Source organism: Streptomyces sp. NPDC030814, assembly GCF_055572155.1.
In genome coordinates this window covers 608515-628236 of the sequence record NZ_JBVIDX010000002.1, presented here as the reverse complement: position 1 = coordinate 628236, position 19722 = coordinate 608515, and the positions used below count along the sequence as shown (strand labels likewise).

Here is a 19722-nt window from a genome sequence, read left to right as displayed (position 1 = left end):
CCTACTCCGGGGGGCCGCCCAGGGGAAGCCGTACCCTGAAGGTCGTCGCGCCGGGGACGCTGGTCAGGGTGAGTGTGCCGCCATGGGCCCGGATGAGGGAGTGGGCCACGGCGAGGCCGAGGCCGCTGCCGCCCCGGTCGCGGCTGCGGGCCTTGTCGACGCGGTAGAAGCGGTCGAAGACGCGCTCCTGGTCGTCCGCCGGGATGCCCGGCCCGGCGTCCGTGACCCGCACCTCGGCCATGCCGGAGACGACGCACACCTCCAGTTGGACCTTGGTGCCCGCCGGGGTGTGCACCGCGGCGTTGGTCAGGAGGTTGTCGAGAACCTGACGCACCCGCAGCGGGTCCAGCCGCAACCGTACCCGGTCGGGCCCCATGCCCACGGTCAGCGGGTGGCCGGGGTGCCCGGCCCGGAAGGCGTCCCCGGCCTGCTGCGCCAGCTCCACCAGGTCGGCCTCCTCCCACCGCAGCGGTGCCTCGACGTCGGCCGCGTCGAGGCGGGCCAGCATGAGCAGGTCGTCCAGCAGTACCCCCATGCGGGCGGCCTCGGCGCGCAGCCGGGCCAGGTGCTTGTCACGTTCCTCGGGGCTGTGCGCGGCGGCGTACTGGAACAGGTCGGCGTAGCCGCGTACGGACATCAGCGGGGTGCGCAGCTCGTGCGAGGCGTCGGCGACGAACTGGCGCAGGCGCTGTTCGGCCGCGGTGCGGACGGCGAACGCGTCGTCTATGTGCTCCAGCATCCTGTTGAAGGCCGTGCGCAGTTCCTCCACCTCGGGGCCGCCGTCGCGGCCGTCATGGCGCACCGGAAGCCGTGCCGAGTCCGTCAGGTCGTGAGAGGTGATGCCGCGGGTGGTGTGCGCCATGTCGCTCAGGGGCTTCAGTCCGCGCCGCAGCATGCCCCGGCCGAACACGACGAGGACGGCGAGGGCGAGGGCGAACGCGATCACCTGGATGGTGACCAGCTGCTCGACGGTGTCCTCGATCTCCTCCATGGGGGCGGCGCCGACCAGGATCACCCCCGGTTCGGCCTCGCAGGCCCGCAGCCGGTACAGACCGGCCCCCTCCAGGGGTTCGGTGCGGGTGATCTCTTTCTCCGATGTGGCCTGGTCCGCCGCGAGGCGCGTGAAGGCGTCGACGTCCCGGGGCAGGTCGACCGAGTCCTTGGGGGTCCGCAGCTCGGGGGTGCCGTCCTTGATGTCGTACACGGCGTAGTACCAGCCCCAGTACTTCTTGCCTTCCAGCGTGCCGTCGTCGGCGATGCTCTTGGACTGGGCGACCTGCGCGACATGGAGCTGTTCGTCGAGCTGTCGCGACAGGTAGCCGCGCATGTACATGGTCAGAACGCTGCCGACGACGGCGAACACCACGAGCGCGAGGGCGCCCAGGCCGAGGGCGAGCCTCGTGCCCAGGCGCATGCCGCGGTAGGTCTCCTTCAGACGGGCGATCACTCGGCGGCCTGCCGGAGCACGTATCCGAAGCCCCGCACGGTGTGGATGAGCGGTTCACCGCTGTCGTCGAGCTTGCGGCGCAGCCGGCTGACGACGAGTTCGACGACATTGGAGCGGCCGCCGAAGCCGTACTCCCAGACGTGGTCGAGGATCTGCGCCTTGGTGAGGACGGTCGGCGACTTGCGCATGAGATAGCGCAGCACCTCGTACTCGGTGGGAGTGAGGGTGAGGAGCTTCTCGCCGCGGCGGACCTCGCGGGTGTCCTCATCCATCGTCAGGTCGGCGACCTGGAGCACGGAACGCTGGAAGCTTGGGCCGGTGCTGCGCCGCAGGACGGTGCGCAGCCGGGCCATCAGCTCCTCCACGGCGAAGGGCTTGACCAGGTAGTCGTCACCGCCACGGGTCAGTCCCGCGACACGGTCGGCGACGCCGTCGCGGGCCGTCAGGAACACCACGGGCACCATCGTGCCGGACCGGCGCAGCCGGTCGAGCACGCCGAAGCCGTCCAGGCCGGGCAGCATCAGGTCGAGGACCACGATGTCCGGATGGAACTCGGCGGCCTGTCGCAGCGCCTCCTCACCGGAGTTCGCCGTGACCGCGTCCCAGCCCTCGTAGCGGGCGACGGTCGCCACCAGATCCGCGATGGGCGGATCGTCGTCCACCACGAGAAGTCGCACTTTTTCCACGTGCTCATACTGCGGCACCGATCGCCTTCCGCCATAGCCGCTCACAGCTCGCCAGAAGATCGATAAAAACTTGAAAGTTGACCGACAGCAAAACGACAGCGCCTTCCGGCCAAGCTCGTACCCCGGACCCGATCAAGGAGCTGTCAGCGTGACCACTGTCCAACAACCCCCCGCGGCCGCGAGCCGCTCGGGAGCGCGCCCCAAAGTGGTCGCCCGCACCGGTCTGTACGCGGTGCTGGCGGCGAACGTCGCCGTGGTGGCCCTCTTCTTCGTCCAGGCCGGCTTCGCCTCGAACGCCCTGATCGTGCTGGGTCGCCTGACCGGCCTGTACGGGGCGCTGCTGATGGCCTTCCAACTGGTGCTGGTGGCGCGGCTGCCGTGGTTCGACCGGCGCATCGGCATGGACCGGCTGACCTCCTGGCACCGCTGGACCGGGTTCTCCGTGCTGTGGCTGCTGGTGGCGCACGGGGTGTTCATCGCCTTCGGATACGCCCAGTCCTCGGACATGGACCCGGTGAACCAGGTGATCGACCTCGCCGAGACCACCGAGGGCGTGCTCCGCGCCATCGTCGCGCTCGGCATCATCATCGTGATCGGCGTGGTCTCGGCCCGCTTCGCACGGCGCCGGCTCGCCTACGAGACCTGGCACTTCATCCACCTGTACACCTACGTGGCGGTGGTGCTGGCCTTCACCCACCAGGTCGCGGCGGGGACGACGTTCGCCTCGTCGGAGGTGGCGACGGCGTACTGGTACGCGCTGTGGGGCGGCGCCCTGACTGCGGTGTTCCTGGGCCGGCTGGTGCTGCCGCTGTGGCGGAACTGGCGGCACCAGCTGCGCGTCACGGCCGTCGTGCACGAGTCCGACCAGGTCGTCTCCATCTACATGAGCGGCCGTGACCTGGACCGGATGCCCGCGCGGGCCGGCCAGTTCTTCCTCTGGCGGTTCCTGACCCGGGACCGCTGGTGGCAGGCCAACCCGTTCTCGCTGTCGGCGGCGCCCGACGGCAAGCAGCTGCGTCTGACGGCCAAGGCGGCCGGTGCGGGCTCCGCCGCCCTGCGTCATGTGAAGGTCGGCACGCGGGTGTTCGCGGAGGGCCCGTACGGAGCGTTCACCGCGATGCACCGCACCCGGCCGGAGTCGGTGCTGATCGCGGGCGGCGTCGGCGTCACCCCGATCCGGGCGCTGCTGGAGGAGATCCAGGGGCACGCCGTGGTGATCTACCGGGTGGGCACGAGGCAGGACGCCGTCCTCTACGAGGAGCTCCAGCAGCTCGCCTTCGACAAGGGCGCCGAGCTGCACCTGGTCTCGGGTCCGGCCGTCCCCGACCTCCTCGCACCGCGCGAGCTGGCCCGGATGGTCCCGGACATCGCCGACCGCGACGTGTTCCTGTGCGGGCCGCCGCCGATGATGAACGCCGTACTGGGCAGCCTGCGCGAGCTGGACGTGCCCAAGCCGCAGATCCACTTCGAACGCTTCAGCCTGGCGGGATGAGGAAGACACCGTGAAACGAGCGATACCCGCCCTGGTCCTGAGCGCCGCCGCGCTGGTCCCCGTGTGGCGCTACACCCCCTCGACCGAGACGACCACCACGGCGACCGCCGAACCGGCCCCGTCGGCCTCCACGTCCACCTCCGGTGACTCCACCGTGGTCTCGGGGCCCACCATCGGCACGGAGAAGGGTCCCGTCCAGGTCCAGGCGACCTTCAAGGGCGGGAAGATCACCGCGGTCAGGATGCTGAAGCAGCCGAACCACCCGCAGACCGAGGCGGCGGTGCCGAAGCTGATCAAGGAGACGCTGGAGGCGCAGAGCGCCGACATCGACACGGTCTCCGGCGCCACCATCACCAGTGGCGCCTACCGGAAGTCCCTGCAGGCGGCGATCGACGAGAAGGACGCGTCGGTGTCCTCCTCGGACTCCGCCTCGGGCTCCGGCTCCTCCTCGTCCGGTTCGTCGGAGGAGAGCGGCAGCCGGACGGTCGCCGGCTCGACGGTCGGCACCTCCAAGGGCGACGTCCAGGTCCAGGTGACCTTCGAGGGCGACGAGATCAGCGCCGTGAAGATGCTGAAGCAGCCCAACCACCCGCAGACCGAGGCCGCGGTGCCGGTCCTCATCGAGGAGACGTTGAAGGCCCAGGACGCCGACATCGAGACCGTCTCCGGCGCGACCATCACCAGCGACGGCTACCGGGAGTCCCTCCAGGCCGCCCTCGACGCGAAGGGCTGATCATGCGCCGCGTCGAACACATCATGGGTTTCCCGATCTCCCTGCTCATCGAGGACGAGGGCACGACCGCCGAGGCCGCGGAGCCGGCGTTCGACTGGCTGCGCGAGGTCGACGCGCGGTTCAGTCCGTTCCGGGCCGACAGCGAGGTGTCCCGGCTGGACCGGGGTGAGCTCGCCCCACACGAGCTCAGCCCGGACCTGGCCGAGGTCCTCGACCTGTGCGAGGAGTACCGCGTGGCGACCGGTGGCGCGTTCGACGTACGGCTGCCGGGGCGCGGGCTCGACCCCTGCGCCATGGTGAAGGGGTGGGCCGTGCAGCGGGCCGCGGACCTGCTCGCGGAGCGGGGCGCGAAGCGCCTCTGTCTCAACGCGGGCGGGGACGTGGCGGTGACCGGCGGTCCGTGGCGGGTCGGCGTACGCCATCCCGAGCGGGCCGACCGGCTCTGCACGGTCCTTGAGGTCGGCGACGGGGCGGTGGCCACATCCGCGCGCTACGAACGGGGCGACCACATCCTCGACGGCCGCACGGGGCGCCCGGCGACGGGGCTGCTGAGCCTGACCGTCGTCGCGGCGTCCCTCACCGAGGCCGACGCCACCGCGACGGCGGCGTTCGCGATGGGGGTGGAGGGGATCGAGTGGGCGGCATCGAGGGAGGGCTGCGAGGTGTTCGCGGTCGACGCGGATCGGAAGGTGCACCGGACGCCGGGGTTGCCCGTGGCGACGAGGACCTGAGGGGCGGTCTGCGGCGCCTCAGAACTCGGGACTGCGTGTCGTAGGGCGACTGCGGGTGACTCGTGGTCGGTCGCGCAGTTCCCCGCGCCCCTTCATCGTGGGGCTCCGGCGCCATACGTACCGGGCGGCTGTCGGCGCCTTCCAGCTCCGGGCCGCCTGTCGTACCGCGGCTGCGGGTGATTCGCGGCTTTTCGCGCAGTTCCCCGCGCCCCTTCATCGTGGGGCTCCGGTGCCGTACGTACCGGGCGGCTGTCGGCGCCTTCCAGCTCGGGGCCGCTTGTCGTACCGCGGCTGCGGGTGATTCGTGGCTTTTCGCGCAGTTCCCCGCGCCCCTTCATCGTGGGGCTCCGGTGCCATACGTACCGGGCGGCTGTCGGCGCCTTCCAGCTCCGGGCCGCCTGGCGTACCGCGGCTGCGGGTGATTCGTGGTTCTTCGCGCAGTTCCCCGCGCCCCTTGAGGGGCTGAGCCGCGGCGCCTTGGAGTGCCCGGCGGCAGAAATTGCGTTGCGGGGGGCTTCCGGCGCCTTCGACAGTGGCCCCATGACGACGACGCACCCCGCCGCGCTGCCGGCCGGTATGACCGTACGCCCGGCACGCCTCGACGACGCGGTGGCGGTGTGCGCTCTGCTGAACGAGGTGGACCGGCTGGAGATCGGCCGGGCCGAGACGGAACTCGCCGAGGTGCAGGCGGACCTGAAGCACCCCGAGGTGGACCTGGAGCGCGACTCCTGGCTGCTGTTCGACGGGGATCTGCTGGTGGGTTACGGCCTGATGTGGGACGAGTCGGGCGGTGAGCGCATCGACATGGACCACTACGCGCTGCCGGACCGACCGCTCGGCGCCCTGCACCTGTTCGAGCTGATGGAGGCCCGCGCCGTCGAGCGGGCCGCGGCCAACGGGGCGGACCGCGCGGTGGTGCATCTGCACCTCAACACCGCGCCCACCACGGACCTCGACGCCCTGCGCGGCCGGGGCTGGCGCCCGGTCCGCCGCTACCACGTGCTGGACCGCGCCCTCTCCCCCGCCGACACGCTCCCCGCGCCGCCGCCCGGGGTGACGCTGCGGCCGTGCGTGAGCGAGGCGGACCGCAGGCAGGCCCACGCCCTGCTGCAGGCCTCCTTCACCGACCACTTCGACTTCCAGCCGCGCACCTACGAGCAGTGGCTGGACGGCATCGACGCCGAGAACGTCGACTGGTCACTGGTCTGGATCGCGCACCTCGACGGTCTCGGCGACGCGGCGGCCCTGCGTACCCGCGACGACCGCGTGACCATGGCCTGGATCGCCTCCCTCGGCGTCCTCTCCGAGGTCCGCGGCCAGGGTCTCGGCAGCCATCTGCTGCGCCACGCCTTCGGCCACTACGCGGCACGGGGCCGCGACCGCATCGGCCTCGGTGTGGACACCGACAACAGCACCGGCGCCCTCGCCCTGTACGAGCGGCACGGCATGAAGCTGGACTTCGCGGTCGACACCTGGGAGCTCGTCCGCCCCGTGGCATGAGCAGCCGCGAGGCTGTCGACAAAGCGCTGAATCGGTAGCACGGCACCACATCAACGCGGCTGCGTATCGCGGTTCTTGGCGAACCGCGCTCCGGCTTGTTCGGCAGGTCGGACATTGTTCGATACCTCTTGACGCCCCGCCACGCCTCGATTGACACTCTCGCAACACGACGTCACACAGCCGAAACGGCGGGGCACCCAGGGACGGGGTCCTCCGCCCTCGGCCTTCCCCCTTTTTCCTTGTTCCGCCCTTTCATCAGCCGTGCTCTCAGCAGGGAAACTCCATATGACGTACAACGCAGGTCCACGCGGCCGCGCGAGACGCCGAGCAGGCCGGCTCGCCGGGCTGACCACCGCGTCACTGCTCCTGGGCCTCGCCGGACCGGTCGCCCCCGCCGTCGCGGACGGCACGGACCTCACCGACGGGCTGGCCCTCTGGTACAAGCTCGACGCCACCTCCGGCACCACGGTGACCGACGCCTCCGGCAACGGCCGTGACGGCACGGTGAACGGCGAGGCCGGCTGGACGGGCGACGGCCAGGGCCTGGCGTTCAACGGCTCGGACACCTATGTCAAGGTGCCGAACGACGTCATGAAGGGCATGAGCTCCATCAGCGTCTCCATGGACGTGCTGATGGACGAGTCGCAGGCCGGCCCGTACTTCATCTACGGATTCGGCAACACCAGCGGCGGCACGGGCAACGGCTACCTCTTCGCCACCGGCAACTCGCTGCGCACCGCCATCGCGTCCGGCAACTGGTCGACCGAGCAGAACACCCGGCCCGGCGACTCGCACAACCTGACCCGCTCGGTGTGGAAGCAGCTCACGTACACGCAGACCGGCACCACGGGCGTGCTGTACGAGGACGGGGTCGAGGTCGGCCGCAATTCGTCGGTCACCATCACGCCCGGGTCGATCGGCTCGGGCACCACGACCGCCAACTACATAGGCAAGTCGGTCTACACCGGCGACAAGCTCTTCAAGGGCAAGATCCGTGACTTCCGGGTCTACAACCGAGCCCTCGCCGCCACCGAGGTCGAGCAGCTCTCGCTCCCCGTGGCCGTCCAGGGCGTCGCCGCCGACAAGGCCGCTCTCACGCTCGGTGACACGAGTGCGGTGACCGCCGACCTGGACCTGCCGAAGACCGGTACGGCCGGGGGCTCCTCCATCAGCTGGAAGAGCGACAACACCTCGGTGGTCGCGGACTCCGGCGCGGTGACCCGCCCGGCCGCCGGTGAGCCGAACGGCCACGCCACCCTCACGGCGACCCTCAAGCGGGGCTCCGTGACGGACACCAAGGCCTTCGAGGTCACGGTCCTGCCGTCCTTCGACGACACCACGGCCGTGAAGCAGGCCGCCGAGGCGCTGACCGTCCACAACCTCGATGACGCGCGCGGCAACCTCACGCTCCCGACGTCCGGTGACTTCGGCACCAAGGTGTCGTGGTCCTCCGCGGACCCGGACGTGGTGACCGACGACGGTGTGGTGCACCGCCCGGCGCACGGCGACGGCGGCACGACCGCCGAGCTGACCGCGACCGTCACCAAGAACGACGCGAAGACCACCCGTGCCTTCACCGCGAAGGTGCCGGAGCTGCCGAAGAAGGAAGCCCGCAAGGGCTACATGTTCAGCTACTTCACCGGCGAGGGCACCGCGGACGGCGAGCAGCTCTACTTCGCGCTCAGCAAGGGCAACGACCCGCTGAAGTGGCGTGAGCTGAACGACGGCAAGCCCGTCCTCACCTCCTCGCTCGGCGAGAAGGGCCTGCGCGACCCGTTCATCATCCGCTCCCCCGAGGGCGACAAGTTCTACCAGATCGCCACCGACCTGAAGATCTACGGCAACGGCGACTGGGACCGCTCGCAGCGCTCCGGCAGCAAGTCCATCATGGTGTGGGAGTCCACCGACCTGGTGAACTGGACCAACCAGCGCCTGGTCAAGGTCTCCCCCGACGCGGCCGGCAACACCTGGGCCCCCGAGGCGTACTACGACGAGAAGCTCGGCGAGTACGTCGTCTTCTGGGCGTCGAAGCTGTACGACAACGAGGCGCACACCGGCGACACGTACAACCGCATGATGTACGCGACGACCCGCGACTTCTACACCTTCAGCGAGCCCAAGGTCTGGATCGACCGCGGCTACTCGGTCATCGACTCCACGGTCATCCAGCACGACGGCACGTACTTCCGCCTCTCCAAGGACGAGCGGAACAACAGCTCCTCCACCCCCAACAGCAAGTTCATCTTCGAGGAGAAGAGCGACTCGCTGCTCGACCTGTCCTGGGACCCGGTCGCCGAGGGCATCGGCAAGGGCGCGATGAGCGCGGCCGAGGGCCCGCTGGTGTTCAAGTCGAACACCGAGGACAAGTGGTACGCGTTCCTCGACGAGTTCGGCGGACGCGGCTACATCCCCTTCGAGACCACCGACCTCGCCTCCGGGGTGTGGACGCCGTCCGGCTCGTACGACCTGCCGGCCAAACCGCGGCACGGCACGGTGCTGCCGGTGACGCAGGCCGAGTACGACCGGCTGCTGAGCACCTACCAGCCGGACCAGATCGTCAAGAGCGTCGAGGACATCAAGGTCGAGACGCGCATCGGTGAGGCCCCGGTGCTGCCCGCCACCGTCATCGCCGAGTACGCCGACGGCGCCAAGAAGCCCATCGCGGTGACCTGGGCGGACGTGGACGCGTCGAAGTACGCGCAGGCCGGCACGTTCACGGTCGAAGGCACCCTGCCGGGCGACGCCACGACCGGGGTCCGCGCCGAGGTCACCGTCTCCGAGAAGGGACCGGACGTCCCGGCGGACCTGGTGCTGCACTACGACTTCGACGAGACCGGCGGCAGCATCGCCCGTGACTCCAGCGGCCACGGCTACCACGGCACCTACGTCCGCACGCCCGACTTCGGGACCGGCGTCGACGGCGGCTCGTTCAAGATGTCCGGCGGCAACAGCGGTTCGAACTCGCCGTACGTGAAGATCCCGAACGGGGTCCTCAAGGGCGCGAACGCCGTGACCGTCTCCACGTACGTCAAGTGGAAGGGCGGCGACAACTTCCAGTGGCTGTTCGGGCTCGGACCCGACAACAACAAGTACCTCTTCGCCACCCCGTCCAACGGCGCCGGGAAGCTGTTCTCCGCGATCACCAAGGCCACCTGGTCCGGTGAGAAGCAGATGATCGGCGGCTCCCCGCTCACCCAGGGCGAGTGGAAGCACCTCACGGTCACCCTGGACGGCGCGACCGAGACGGCGATCCTCTACGTGGACGGCGCCGAGGTCGCCCGCGTCAACGGTGTCACCATCAAGCCCTCCGACCTGTACGACTCCGCCAAGGACCACTCCGGCTACATCGGCAAGTCCCTGTACTCCCCGGACCCGTACTTCGGGGGCGAGGTCGACGACTTCCGGATCTACAACCGGGCCCTGACGCCCGCCGAGGTCCTGGAGCTCGGTGGCAACACCACCGGGATCGCCGCGGCGACCCACCCGGCGCTCAAGGTCGACGCGATCATCGACGACAAGGACAGCAGGATCGTCCTGCCGCTGACCGAGGGCAGCGACGTCACCGCCCTGGCACCGGAGTTCATCCTGGCCCACGGCGCGAGCATCAGCCCCGCCTCCGGCACCCTGCGCGACTTCAGCGAGCCGAGGACGTACGAGGTCACGGGCTCCGACGGCAAGAAGCGCACCTGGACCGTCTCGGCACTGATCATGAAGAGCCCGGTCCTGCCGGGTCTCAACGCCGACCCGAACATCGTCCGCTTCGGCGACACCTTCTACGTCTACCCGACCACCGACGGCTTCGAGGGCTGGAGCGGCACGCAGTTCAAGGCGTACTCCTCCAAGGACCTGGTCCACTGGAAGGACCACGGCGTCATCCTCGACCTCGGACCGGACGTCTCCTGGGCCGACAGCAGGGCCTGGGCGCCGACCATCGAGGAGAAGAACGGCAAGTACTACTTCTACTTCTGCGCCGACGCCAACATCGGTGTCGCGGTCTCCGACTCGCCGACCGGCCCGTTCAAGGACGCGCTGGGCAAGCCGCTGCTGAAGGCGGGCGACCACCGCGGCCAGATGATCGACCCGGCGGTCTTCACCGACGACGACGGCACCTCGTACCTCTACTGGGGCAACGGCCGCGCCTATGTCGTCCCCCTGAACGACGACATGATCTCCTTCGACACCTCGAAGGTCACCGACATCACCCCCAGCGGCTACAACGAGGGCACCTTCGTCATCAAGCGCAAGGGCACCTACTACTTCATGTGGTCGGAGAACGACACACGGGACGAGAACTACCGGGTCGCCTACGCCACCGGTTCCTCACCCACCGGCCCCTGGACCAAGCAGGGCGTGATCCTGGAGAAGGACCTCTCGCTCGGTATCAAGGGCCCCGGCCACCACTCGGTCGTCCACGTCCCGAACACCGACGACTGGTACATCGCCTACCACCGCTTCGCCATCCCCGGCGGAGACGGCACCCACCGCGAAACCACCATCGACAAGCTGGAGTTCGACGCCGACGGCCTGATCAAGAAGGTCGTCCCCACCCTCGGCAGCATCGACCCGGTCACCATCGCCCGGGCCGGCCAGGACGCCAAGGGCAAGGAGGGTGACCGCATCGAGCTCGGCGGCACCGTCTCCGGCGCGGCCACCCCCAAGTGGACCGTCGAGGTGGGCGCGCCCTGCGTCTTCGCCGACGCCTCCTCCGCGAGGACGACGATCACCTGCGCCGACAACGGCATCTACACGGTGACCCTGACCGGCGGCCGGAGCAGCGACAAGGCCACCGTGACCGTCACCAACGCGGCCCCGGTGATCACCTCCGCGACCGGCCCGAAGTCGCCGGTGGCGGCGGGCAGGGGCACCTCGGTCACGGTGCAGTTCACCGACCCGGGCACCGCCGACCAGCAGGCCTGCAAGGTCGACTGGAAGGACGGCAGCAAGCCGACGGCCGGCAAGGTCACCGCCGGTGTCTGCAAGGCCGAGCACGTCTACCGCAAGGCCGGTATCCACCGCCCGGTGGTCACGGTCACCGACGACGACGGCGCCTCGGACAGCGCCAAGCTCCCCGAGCTGATCGTCTACGACCGCGCCGCGGGCTCCGCGAGCGGTGCCGGGAAGTTCACCTCCCCGGCGGGCGCCTACCCGGCCAAGGCCGGTCTGACCGGCAAGGCGGCCTTCTCCTTCCTCGCCAAGTACGCGAAGAACGCCACCGTCCCCACGGGCAGGGCCTCCTTCGCCTTCGGCACGGCAGGGCTGAAGTTCCGCTCCACGAGCTCCGACTGGCTCGTGGTGACCGGTGACAAGGCCGTCTACCAGGGCTCGGGCAAGGTCGGCGGCGCCAGTGGCTACGCCTTCCGGATCACCGCGACCGACGGCCCGGACACCTTCAAGATCAAGATCTGGAAGAAGTCCACCGGCAAGGTCGTCTACGAGAACACCAAGGCCGCCAGGACGAGGGGGATCACCGTCGGCCGCTAGTCAGTGAACGCTCCACCGAGGGGCGCCCGGACACTTCCGGGCGCCCCTCCGCGCGTCCGGGACGGTACTGCGCGGGGCCGGCCCCGCGCAGGTCGGGGGCGTCGGGAATCACCACGGGCCCGGAGCGTTGAACCCCTTGTGACCTCCGTGCTCTCCTCCACCCGTTTCTCCGTCCTCGACCGCTCCCGCGTCCGGGAGGGCCATCAGGCGTCCGAGGCCCTGCGGGACACCGTGCGGCTGGCGCGGGCCGTGGAGGAGCTTGGCTTCCACCGGTTCTGGGTCTCGGAGCACCACGGGGTGCCGGGGGTGGCCGGCTCCGCGCCGACGGTCCTCGCAGCGGCCGTCGCGGCGGCCACGCGCACCATCCGGGTGGGCACCGGCGGGGTGATGCTGCCCAACCACCGCCCCCTGGTCGTGGCCGAGCAGTTCGGGGTGCTGGAGTCCCTGTTCCCGGGGCGCGTCGACATGGGCATCGGCCGCTCCGTGGGCTTCACGGACGGTGTGCGCAGGGCGCTGGGCCGGGACAAGGACGCCGCCGACACGGCCGACTTCGCGGGGCAGCTCGACGAACTGCTCGGCTGGTTCCTCGGGACGTCCCCGACCGGTGTGCACGCGCGTCCCCCGGAGGGCCTGACCGTGCCGCCGTTCGTGCTGGCGATGGGCGAGGGCGCGTCGATCGCCGCGCGCGCGGGCCTGCCGATGGTGATCGGCGACCTGCGCGCCCGGGACAGGATGCTGCGCGGCATCGAACGCTACCGCGCCGAGTTCCGGCCGTCCCCGTGGGCGGCGGAACCGTACGTCGTCGTCTCCGGCACGGTCGCCGTCGCCGCGACCCCGCAGGAGGCCCACCGCCTCCTCCTGCCCGAGGCCTGGGCGATGGCGCACTCCCGCACCCACGGCACGTTCCCACCGCTCGCTCCCGCGGAGGAGATCGAGCGGCGGACCATGACAGCCAGGGAGCGCGGCTCCTACGAGTCCGGGCTCACCGGCCATGTCTTCGGCACCGAGGAGCAGGTCGCGCACGAACTGGAGTCCGTGATCAAGGAGACGGGCGCCCAGGAGGTACTGGTCACGACCAGTACGTACGACCGTGCGGCGCTGCTGGACTCCTACCGGAGGCTGGCCCGGATCGCGGGCCTCGGCAGTCCTGCCTGAGCACCCTCCAGTCCTTCCGTCACATGCGCGGTCCTGGCCTCCACGTCGGTGACCGCCGTCTGCGCGGCCGCAGCGAGGGCGCGCCGGTCGGCGTGGGTGCCCGGGTCGATCAGGGGCCGCACGTCCAGCTCGGCGACGACTCCGCGCGCGGTGGCCACGCGCCACACGGACGTGAGCAGCGAGTCGTCCCCGACGTAGGCGGGCGCGGTGCTGGCCCCTCCCCCGGCCGACCGGTAGCGCAGGCGCACCGGCTGGACGGGGACGCCCGCGTCGAGCGCGGCCTGGAACACGGCCCGGCGGAAGCGTCCCTGGGCCCGGCCGCACCAGGTGCTGCCCTCGGGGAAGACGGCGACCGCCGTGCCGGCGCTCAGGGCGTCGGCGATCCGGGCGACGGTCCCGGGCAACTCGCGGATGTGGTCCCGTTCGATGAACAGGGAGCCGCCCCGCTCGGCGAGGGTGCCGGCGACGGGCCAGTGCCGGATGTCCGACTTGGCGAGCATCCGCGCCGGGCGGACCGCGGCGAGGAGCGGTATGTCCAGCCAGGAGATGTGGTTGGCGACGAGGAGGAGACCGCCGGTGGGCGGCGCGGCGCCGGTGATCCGTATGCGGACCCCCGAGGCCCGTACGAGCCACCGGCACCAGTGCCGTACCGCGCCCGCAGGGATCCGGGGGCCGAGGCCGCTCAGGAGGATCCCGGCGAGGATCAGGGCCGCCACCGCGGTGAGCCGCAGTACGGCCCGTGGCACGGCGGCGGTCGACCTCGCGGCGTCCACGCACGCCCGCGGGGTGCAGGGCGCGCCGGGCAGCCACACGCTCATCGCGTCAGGCCGCCGGGGCGAGGGAGAGGAAGTGCCGCAGGTAGCGCGCGTTGACGCGGCGCATCGGCAGCAGCACGTACAGGTCGGCGACGCCGAAGTCCGGGTCGTGCGCGGGCTCGCCGCAGACCCATGCGCCGAGCCGCAGATAACCGCGCAGCAGCGGGGGCAGCTCGACGCGCTCGGCCGGGGCCTCGGCCTTGGGGACCCACGGCAGCAGTGGGCGTACGCGGTACTCCTCCGGCGCAAGGTACTTGTCCTTGACCCGGTCCCAGGTGGCGGAGGCGAGGGCGCCGCCGTCGGCGAGGGGGACGGAGCAGCAGCCGGCGAGCCACTCGTGGCCGTGGTCGAGCATGTAGCGGGCGATGCCGGCCCAGATGAGGCCGATGACGGCGCCGTCCCGGTGGTCGGGGTGCACACAGGAGCGGCCGACCTCGACGAGGTTCGGGCGGATCGCGTCGATGCGGCCGAGGTCGAACTCGCTTTCCGAGTAAAGGCGTCCGGCGACGGCGGCGCGCTCGGGCGGCAGCAGCCGGTAGGTGCCGACGACCTGCCCGGTCAGTGTCTCCCGGACGAGCAGGTGGTCGCAGTAGGCGTCGAAGGCGTCGACGTCCAGCCCCGGCTGCGGGCCGGCCAGCAGGGCGCCCAGCTCGCCGGCGAACACATCGTGCCGCAGCCGCTGCGCGGCACGTACGTCGGCCTCGTCGCGGGCGAGGGCGACGGTGTAGCGGGTGGGGACCGCTGAGGGAGAGGGCAGGGGCGGGGTGTCCAGAGCGGGTACGGCGGTCATGGCTCACTCCAGGTCACGGGCCGGTTCGGCCTGAGCGGAAGAACGGGCCGGTCGGGTACGGCCCGCTCGTACCTGTTCTCCCGAGGCCGTCTGGCCGACGCGTGACCGAGGGCGGGAGCGCGGATGTGCGCTCGCTGAACGAACCGGGACGCCCCCGCGAAAACCAGACGGGGCCGGGGATGAGCACCACTCCCGGCCCCGCCCGTCCGCACCGTCGGCGAACGATCAGTGCCCCGCTACCGCTTTCCGGCCTTCCGCGTGGCGCGCAGCCACTCCTTGTTCATGTTCGTGATGGACACCAGCGGAATGCCCTTGGGGCAGGCCGTGGCGCACTCCCCGGCCAGCGTGCACCCCCCGAACCCCTCCTCGTCCATCTGGGCCACCATGTCCAGCACCCGGGTCTCCCGCTCGGGCGCCCCCTGTGGCAGCACGTTCAGATGGTTCACCTTGGCGGACGTGAACAGCATCGCCGCGCCGTTGGGGCAGGCTGCCACGCACGCCCCGCACCCGATGCACTCGGCGTGCTCGAACGCGAAGTCCGCGTCCGGCTTCGGCACGGCCGTGGCGTGTGCCTCCGGCGCGGACCCGGTCGGCGCCGTGATGTATCCGCCGGCCTGGATGATCCGGTCGAACGCGGACCGGTCCACCACGAGGTCCTTGATCACCGGGAACGCCGAGGCCCGCCACGGCTCCACGTCGATCGTGTCGCCGTCCGTGAAGGACCGCATGTGCAGCTGGCAGGTGGTCGTCCGCTCGGGCCCGTGCGCGTCCCCGTTGATGACCAGCGAACACGCCCCGCAGATGCCCTCCCGGCAGTCGTGGTCGAACGCCACCGGGTCCTCACCGCGCAGGATGAGTTCCTCGTTGAGCGTGTCGAGCATCTCCAGGAAGGACATGTCGGGCGAGATGTCGTCGACCTCGTACGTGGACATGGCGCCTTCGGCGTCGGCGGCGCGCTGTCGCCAGACGCGCAGGGTGAGCTTCATGCGTAGCTCCGCTGGGTGGGGTGGACGTACTCGAAGACGAGGTCTTCCTTGTGCAGGACGGGGGCGGTGCCGGTGCCCGTGAACTCCCAGGCGGCCGCATACGAGAACGTGTCGTCCTTGCGTTCCGCCTCGCCGTCCGGGGTCTGGGACTCCTCGCGGAAGTGCCCGCCGCACGACTCGTCGCGGTGCAGCGCGTCGAGGCACATCAGCTCGGCGAGCTCCAGGTAGTCGACGATCCGGTTGGCCTTCTCCAGGGACTGGTTGAACTCCTCACCCGTCCCCGGCACCTTGATCCGCCGCCAGAACTCCTCGCGGATCTGCGGGATCCGCTCCAGTGCCTTGCGCAGGCCGCTCTCCGTGCGGGCCATGCCGCAGAACTCCCACATCAGCTCGCCGAGTTCCCGGTGGAAGGAGTCCGGCGTACGGTCGCCGTCGACGGCGAGCAGCAGGTTCAGGCGGTCCTCGGTCTCGGCGAGCACCTCCTGCACGACGGGGTGTTCAGGGCCGATCTCCTCCTGGCGGGGATGGCGGGCGAGGTAGTCGTTGATCGTCGCCGGGAGGACGAAGTACCCGTCGGCGAGGCCCTGCATCAGCGCGGAGGCGCCGAGCCGGTTGGCCCCGTGGTCGGAGAAGTTGGCCTCGCCGATCGCGAACAGGCCGGGAACCGTGGTCTGGAGGTCGTAGTCGACCCACAGTCCGCCCATCGTGTAGTGCACGGCCGGGTAGATCCGCATGGGGACCTGGTACGGATCCTCGTCGGTGATCCGCTGGTACATGTCGAAGAGGTTGCCGTACTTGGCCTCGACGGCCGCCCGGCCCATCCGTTCGATGGCGTCGGCGAAGTCGAGGTAGACGCCCTGCCCGCCGGGGCCGACGCCCCGGCCCTCGTCGCAGACGTTCTTGGCGGCGCGGGAGGCGATGTCGCGGGGCACCAGGTTGCCGAAGGAGGGGTAGATGCGCTCCAGGTAGTAGTCGCGCTCGTCCTCGGGGATCCGGTGCGGGGGCCGCTGGTCACCCTTCGCCTTCGGTACCCAGATCCGGCCGTCGTTGCGCAGCGACTCGCTCATCAGCGTCAGCTTGGACTGGTGGTCGCCGGTGCGCGGGATGCACGTCGGGTGGATCTGGGTGAAGCAGGGGTTGGCGAACAGCGCGCCCCGCCGGTGCGCACGCCAGACGGCGGTCGCGTTGGAGTTCATGGCGTTGGTCGACAGGTAGAAGACGTTGCCGTAGCCGCCGGACGCGAGGACGACGGCGTCGGCGAAGTAGGTGTCGACCTTCCCTGTGATGAGGTCCCGGGCGACGATCCCACGGGCGCGCCCGTCGACGACGATCAGGTCGAGCATCTCGGTGCGCGGGTGCATCTCCACGTTCCCGGCGGCGATCTGCCGGCTGAGGGCCTGGTAGGCGCCGAGCAGCAGCTGCTGGCCCGTCTGGCCGCGGGCGTAGAAGGTCCGGGAGACCTGGACGCCGCCGAAGGAGCGGGTGTCGAGCAGACCGCCGTACTCCCGGGCGAACGGCACGCCCTGGGCGACGCACTGGTCGATGATCTCCACCGAGATCTGCGCGAGCCGGTGGACGTTGGACTCGCGGGCCCGGAAGTCGCCGCCCTTGACGGTGTCGTAGAAGAGCCGGTGGACGGAGTCGCCGTCGTTGCGGTAGTTCTTCGCGGCGTTGATGCCGCCCTGCGCGGCGATCGAGTGGGCCCGGCGCGGGGAGTCCTGGTAGCAGAACTGGACGACGTGGTAGCCCTGTTCGGCGAGGGTGGCGCCGGCCGAGCCGCCGGCGAGCCCCGTGCCGACGACGATGACCGTGTGCTTGCGGCGGTTGGCGGGGTTGACCAGCTTGGCCTCGAAGCGGCGCCGGTCCCAGCGCTCGGCGATCGGGCCTTCGGGCGCCTTGGTGTCGACGACCGGTGCCCCGGTCGTGTAGTCCGCGTACTCGGAGGACGTACTCATGGTCAGCTCACCACTCCGGTCATGACGGCGACGGGTACGGAGACGAAGCCCACGGTCAGCACCAGCGCGAGGACGTTCGCCGTGGTCTTCAGGGCCCGGTCACGGGTGCGGCTGCCGGCGCCGAGGGTCTGCGCGGCGCTCCAGAAGCCGTGCCGGATGTGCAGGCCGAGGGCGAGCATCGCGACGAGGTAGATGACGTTGCCGTACCAGGTCGAGAAGGTGTCGATCACGTTCTGGTACGGGTGACCGGACTGGAAGCCGTTCGGGTGGACGGTGCCGGTGGTCAGGTCGAGGATGTGCCAGACGATGAAGAGTCCGAGGATGACGCCGCCCCATCGCATGGTGCGGGTCGCGTAGCTCGCCCGGCGCTTCCTGTGCACGTACTTGGCGGGCCGGGCCCTGGTGTCCCGGCGGCTGAGCTGGTAGGCGGCCGTGGCATGGGCCACGACCGCGGCGACGAGGACCACGCGGACGATCCACAGCGCCCACTCGTGGTGCAGGAAGGGCTCGCCAAGGGTGCGCAGCCAGTGCGCGTAGCCGTTGAACTCGTCCGAGCCGAAAAAGATCTTGAGGTTGCCCAGCATGTGGACGACCAGGTACGCCAGCATGATCAGACCGCTGACGGCCATCACCGTCTTCTTGCCGACGGAGCTGTCCCACACGGTGCGTGCCATGGACGGTTTTCGGTCCGTCCGCGTTGCCAGAGCCATGGGAAAAGACGCTAGGACCGGTACCCCTCATCGGTCCAAGACATGATGCGGCTCGATTCGATAGCCGGAAGCTATCGTCCCGTATCGTGGAGGGGTGCAGTTCCAGCAGCTCCAGTACTTCGTGGCGGTCGCCGAGACCCGGCACTTCACCCGCGCCGCCGAGCTGGTCCATGTCGCCCAGCCCTCGCTGTCTCAGCAGATCAAGGCGCTGGAAAGGGAGTTGGGGGCCGATCTGTTCCTGCGGGCGCGCGGCAACATCACCCTTACCGACGCCGGCGAGGCCCTGCTGCCGCTGGCCCGCCGCATCCTGGCCGACACGGACACGGCCCGGCTGGAGGTGCAGGAGCTGGTGCAGCTGCGCCGGGGCCGGGTCCGGCTGGGCGCGACCCCCAGCCTGTGCACCGGTCTGCTCCCCGATGTGCTGCGGGCCTTCCACGACCGCTACCCCGGCATCCGGCTGCTCATCGAGGAGGGCGGCTCCCACGACCTCGTACGGCAGCTCGCGCGCGGCGCGCTCGACCTGGCCCTGGTCGTGCTGCCCCTCCCCACGCCGTCCCCCGCGCTGACCACGGTGGAGCTGCTGCGGGAGGACCTGGTCGTGGTCTCCTCCCCTGACGCGCCGAAACCGGGGGACGGCCGCCGTACCGTCCGTATCCCCGATCTGGAGGGCGAGCGCCTGGTCATGTTCCGGCATGGCTACGACCTGCGGGAGCTCACCGTCGCCGCGTGCCGCTCCGCTGGGTTCGAGCCGGATTTCGCGGTGGAGGGGGGTGAGATGGACGCGGTGCTGGGGTTCGTCCGGGCGGGGCTGGGCGTGGCCGTGGTCCCGCGGATGGTGGCGACCCGCTCGGGGCGGGGCCTACGGGTCACCCCCTTGGCCCGTCCCGGTCTGCACCGGACCATCGCGCTGGCCCACCGCAGCGATGTGGCTCCGCCTCGGGCCGCGCGGGAACTGCAGCGGATGCTGGTGGAGCGGTGAGCGTTCGCTGATGTTCCCGGTCGTGCCGTCGTCTCGGAACCGCCGTACGGGACTGCGGGTTCGCTGGGGCCGATCGGCAGTTCCCCGCACCCAGGTGGGGACGCTACCGCGCCCCCAGTGCTGTGACCGGAAAGGTTTGCCGGACAGCTCGCGGCGTCCGGTGCCGGGGGCACCTCCCACGCCGTTCAGGCAGTGGGGGAGCATCGCAAGGCGGAGTATCACCCGCGTACTGGAGGTACGCGGGTGATGCGACAACGCGGCG

The 19722-nt window shown here is 70.5% G+C and carries 14 protein-coding genes; 7 read left to right on the top strand and 7 right to left on the bottom strand.

Annotation, left to right across the window (positions count from 1 at the left end; translation table 11 throughout):
* Position 1 precedes the first annotated feature (1 nt).
* Together ACZ43N_RS06075 and ACZ43N_RS06070 are read right to left on the bottom strand one after the other, a co-directional pair.
* Complete coding sequence (locus tag ACZ43N_RS06075; protein ID WP_468095301.1) at positions 2 to 1447, bottom strand: sensor histidine kinase; 1446 nt, start codon at positions 1445 to 1447, stop codon at positions 2 to 4.
* Positions 1444 to 2133, bottom strand: a complete 690-nt coding sequence (locus tag ACZ43N_RS06070) for a response regulator transcription factor (RefSeq protein ID WP_468095299.1) — start codon at positions 2131 to 2133, stop codon at positions 1444 to 1446. Before ACZ43N_RS06070 ends, ACZ43N_RS06075 begins: the two co-directional genes overlap by 4 nt.
* A 148-nt stretch (positions 2134 to 2281) precedes the next feature.
* Between ACZ43N_RS06070 and ACZ43N_RS06065 the strand changes: the two genes are divergently transcribed.
* The 6 genes from ACZ43N_RS06065 to ACZ43N_RS06040 all read left to right on the top strand — a co-directional run bounded on the left by ACZ43N_RS06065 (position 2282) and on the right by ACZ43N_RS06040 (position 13225).
* Positions 2282 to 3625, top strand: a complete 1344-nt coding sequence (locus tag ACZ43N_RS06065; RefSeq protein ID WP_468095297.1) for a ferredoxin reductase family protein — start codon at positions 2282 to 2284, stop codon at positions 3623 to 3625.
* Positions 3626 to 3635: 10 nt separating this feature from the next.
* Complete coding sequence (locus ACZ43N_RS06060) at positions 3636 to 4358, top strand: FMN-binding protein (RefSeq protein ID WP_468095295.1); 723 nt, start codon at positions 3636 to 3638, stop codon at positions 4356 to 4358.
* Between the two features lie 2 nt (positions 4359 to 4360).
* On the top strand, positions 4361 to 5089 hold the full coding sequence (locus tag ACZ43N_RS06055) for an FAD:protein FMN transferase (RefSeq protein ID WP_468095294.1): 729 nt from the start codon (positions 4361 to 4363) through the stop codon (positions 5087 to 5089).
* 540 nt (positions 5090 to 5629) lie between these two features.
* On the top strand, positions 5630 to 6589 hold the full coding sequence (locus tag ACZ43N_RS06050; RefSeq protein WP_468095293.1) for a GNAT family N-acetyltransferase: 960 nt from the start codon (positions 5630 to 5632) through the stop codon (positions 6587 to 6589).
* A 285-nt stretch (positions 6590 to 6874) separates the two neighbouring features.
* Positions 6875 to 12070, top strand: coding sequence for a family 43 glycosylhydrolase (locus ACZ43N_RS06045; RefSeq protein WP_468095291.1), 5196 nt, complete (start codon positions 6875 to 6877; stop codon positions 12068 to 12070).
* Positions 12071 to 12208: 138 nt separating this feature from the next.
* Positions 12209 to 13225: an LLM class flavin-dependent oxidoreductase gene (locus tag ACZ43N_RS06040; RefSeq protein WP_468095290.1), complete on the top strand. Its 1017-nt coding sequence runs from the start codon at positions 12209 to 12211 to the stop codon at positions 13223 to 13225.
* On the opposite strand, the gene ACZ43N_RS06035 is transcribed toward ACZ43N_RS06040, so the two are convergent.
* The 5 genes from ACZ43N_RS06035 to ACZ43N_RS06015 all read right to left on the bottom strand — a co-directional run bounded on the left by ACZ43N_RS06035 (position 13180) and on the right by ACZ43N_RS06015 (position 18481).
* On the bottom strand, positions 13180 to 14043 hold the full coding sequence (locus ACZ43N_RS06035) for a lysophospholipid acyltransferase family protein (protein WP_468095289.1): 864 nt from the start codon (positions 14041 to 14043) through the stop codon (positions 13180 to 13182). The genes ACZ43N_RS06040 and ACZ43N_RS06035 overlap by 46 nt on opposite strands.
* A 4-nt stretch (positions 14044 to 14047) precedes the next feature.
* The gene (locus ACZ43N_RS06030) at positions 14048 to 14830 is read right to left on the bottom strand and encodes a GNAT family N-acetyltransferase (protein ID WP_468095287.1); all 783 of its coding nucleotides are present in this window, start codon (positions 14828 to 14830) and stop codon (positions 14048 to 14050) included.
* 236 nt (positions 14831 to 15066) lie between these two features.
* Positions 15067 to 15816 carry a succinate dehydrogenase/fumarate reductase iron-sulfur subunit gene (locus ACZ43N_RS06025; RefSeq protein WP_468095286.1) on the bottom strand — a complete coding sequence of 250 codons (750 nt, stop codon included), beginning with the start codon at positions 15814 to 15816 and terminating at the stop codon, positions 15067 to 15069.
* Complete coding sequence (locus tag ACZ43N_RS06020; RefSeq protein WP_468095284.1) at positions 15813 to 17771, bottom strand: fumarate reductase/succinate dehydrogenase flavoprotein subunit; 1959 nt, start codon at positions 17769 to 17771, stop codon at positions 15813 to 15815. Before ACZ43N_RS06020 ends, ACZ43N_RS06025 begins: the two co-directional genes overlap by 4 nt.
* Before the next feature lie 2 nt (positions 17772 to 17773).
* Positions 17774 to 18481: a succinate dehydrogenase gene (locus ACZ43N_RS06015; RefSeq protein ID WP_468095283.1), complete on the bottom strand. Its 708-nt coding sequence runs from the start codon at positions 18479 to 18481 to the stop codon at positions 17774 to 17776.
* Between the two features lie 94 nt (positions 18482 to 18575).
* Between ACZ43N_RS06015 and ACZ43N_RS06010 the strand changes: the two genes are divergently transcribed.
* Positions 18576 to 19460, top strand: coding sequence for a LysR family transcriptional regulator (locus tag ACZ43N_RS06010; protein WP_468095281.1), 885 nt, complete (start codon positions 18576 to 18578; stop codon positions 19458 to 19460).
* Positions 19461 to 19722 lie beyond the last annotated feature (262 nt).

Bases quoted from the DNA above. Each gene is read 5' to 3' on its own strand.
- ACZ43N_RS06055 (WP_468095294.1), top strand. From the start codon at position 4,361: ATGCGCCGCGTCGAACACATCATGGGTTTCCCGATCTCCCTGCTCATC.
- ACZ43N_RS06050 (WP_468095293.1), top strand. From the start codon at position 5,630: ATGACGACGACGCACCCCGCCGCGCTGCCGGCCGGTATGACCGTACGC.
- ACZ43N_RS06045 (WP_468095291.1), top strand. From the start codon at position 6,875: ATGACGTACAACGCAGGTCCACGCGGCCGCGCGAGACGCCGAGCAGGC.
- ACZ43N_RS06035 (WP_468095289.1), bottom strand. From the start codon at position 14,043: ATGAGCGTGTGGCTGCCCGGCGCGCCCTGCACCCCGCGGGCGTGCGTG.
- ACZ43N_RS06030 (WP_468095287.1), bottom strand. From the start codon at position 14,830: ATGACCGCCGTACCCGCTCTGGACACCCCGCCCCTGCCCTCTCCCTCA.
- ACZ43N_RS06025 (WP_468095286.1), bottom strand. From the start codon at position 15,816: ATGAAGCTCACCCTGCGCGTCTGGCGACAGCGCGCCGCCGACGCCGAA.
- ACZ43N_RS06020 (WP_468095284.1), bottom strand. From the start codon at position 17,771: ATGAGTACGTCCTCCGAGTACGCGGACTACACGACCGGGGCACCGGTC.
- ACZ43N_RS06015 (WP_468095283.1), bottom strand. From the start codon at position 18,481: ATGGCTCTGGCAACGCGGACGGACCGAAAACCGTCCATGGCACGCACC.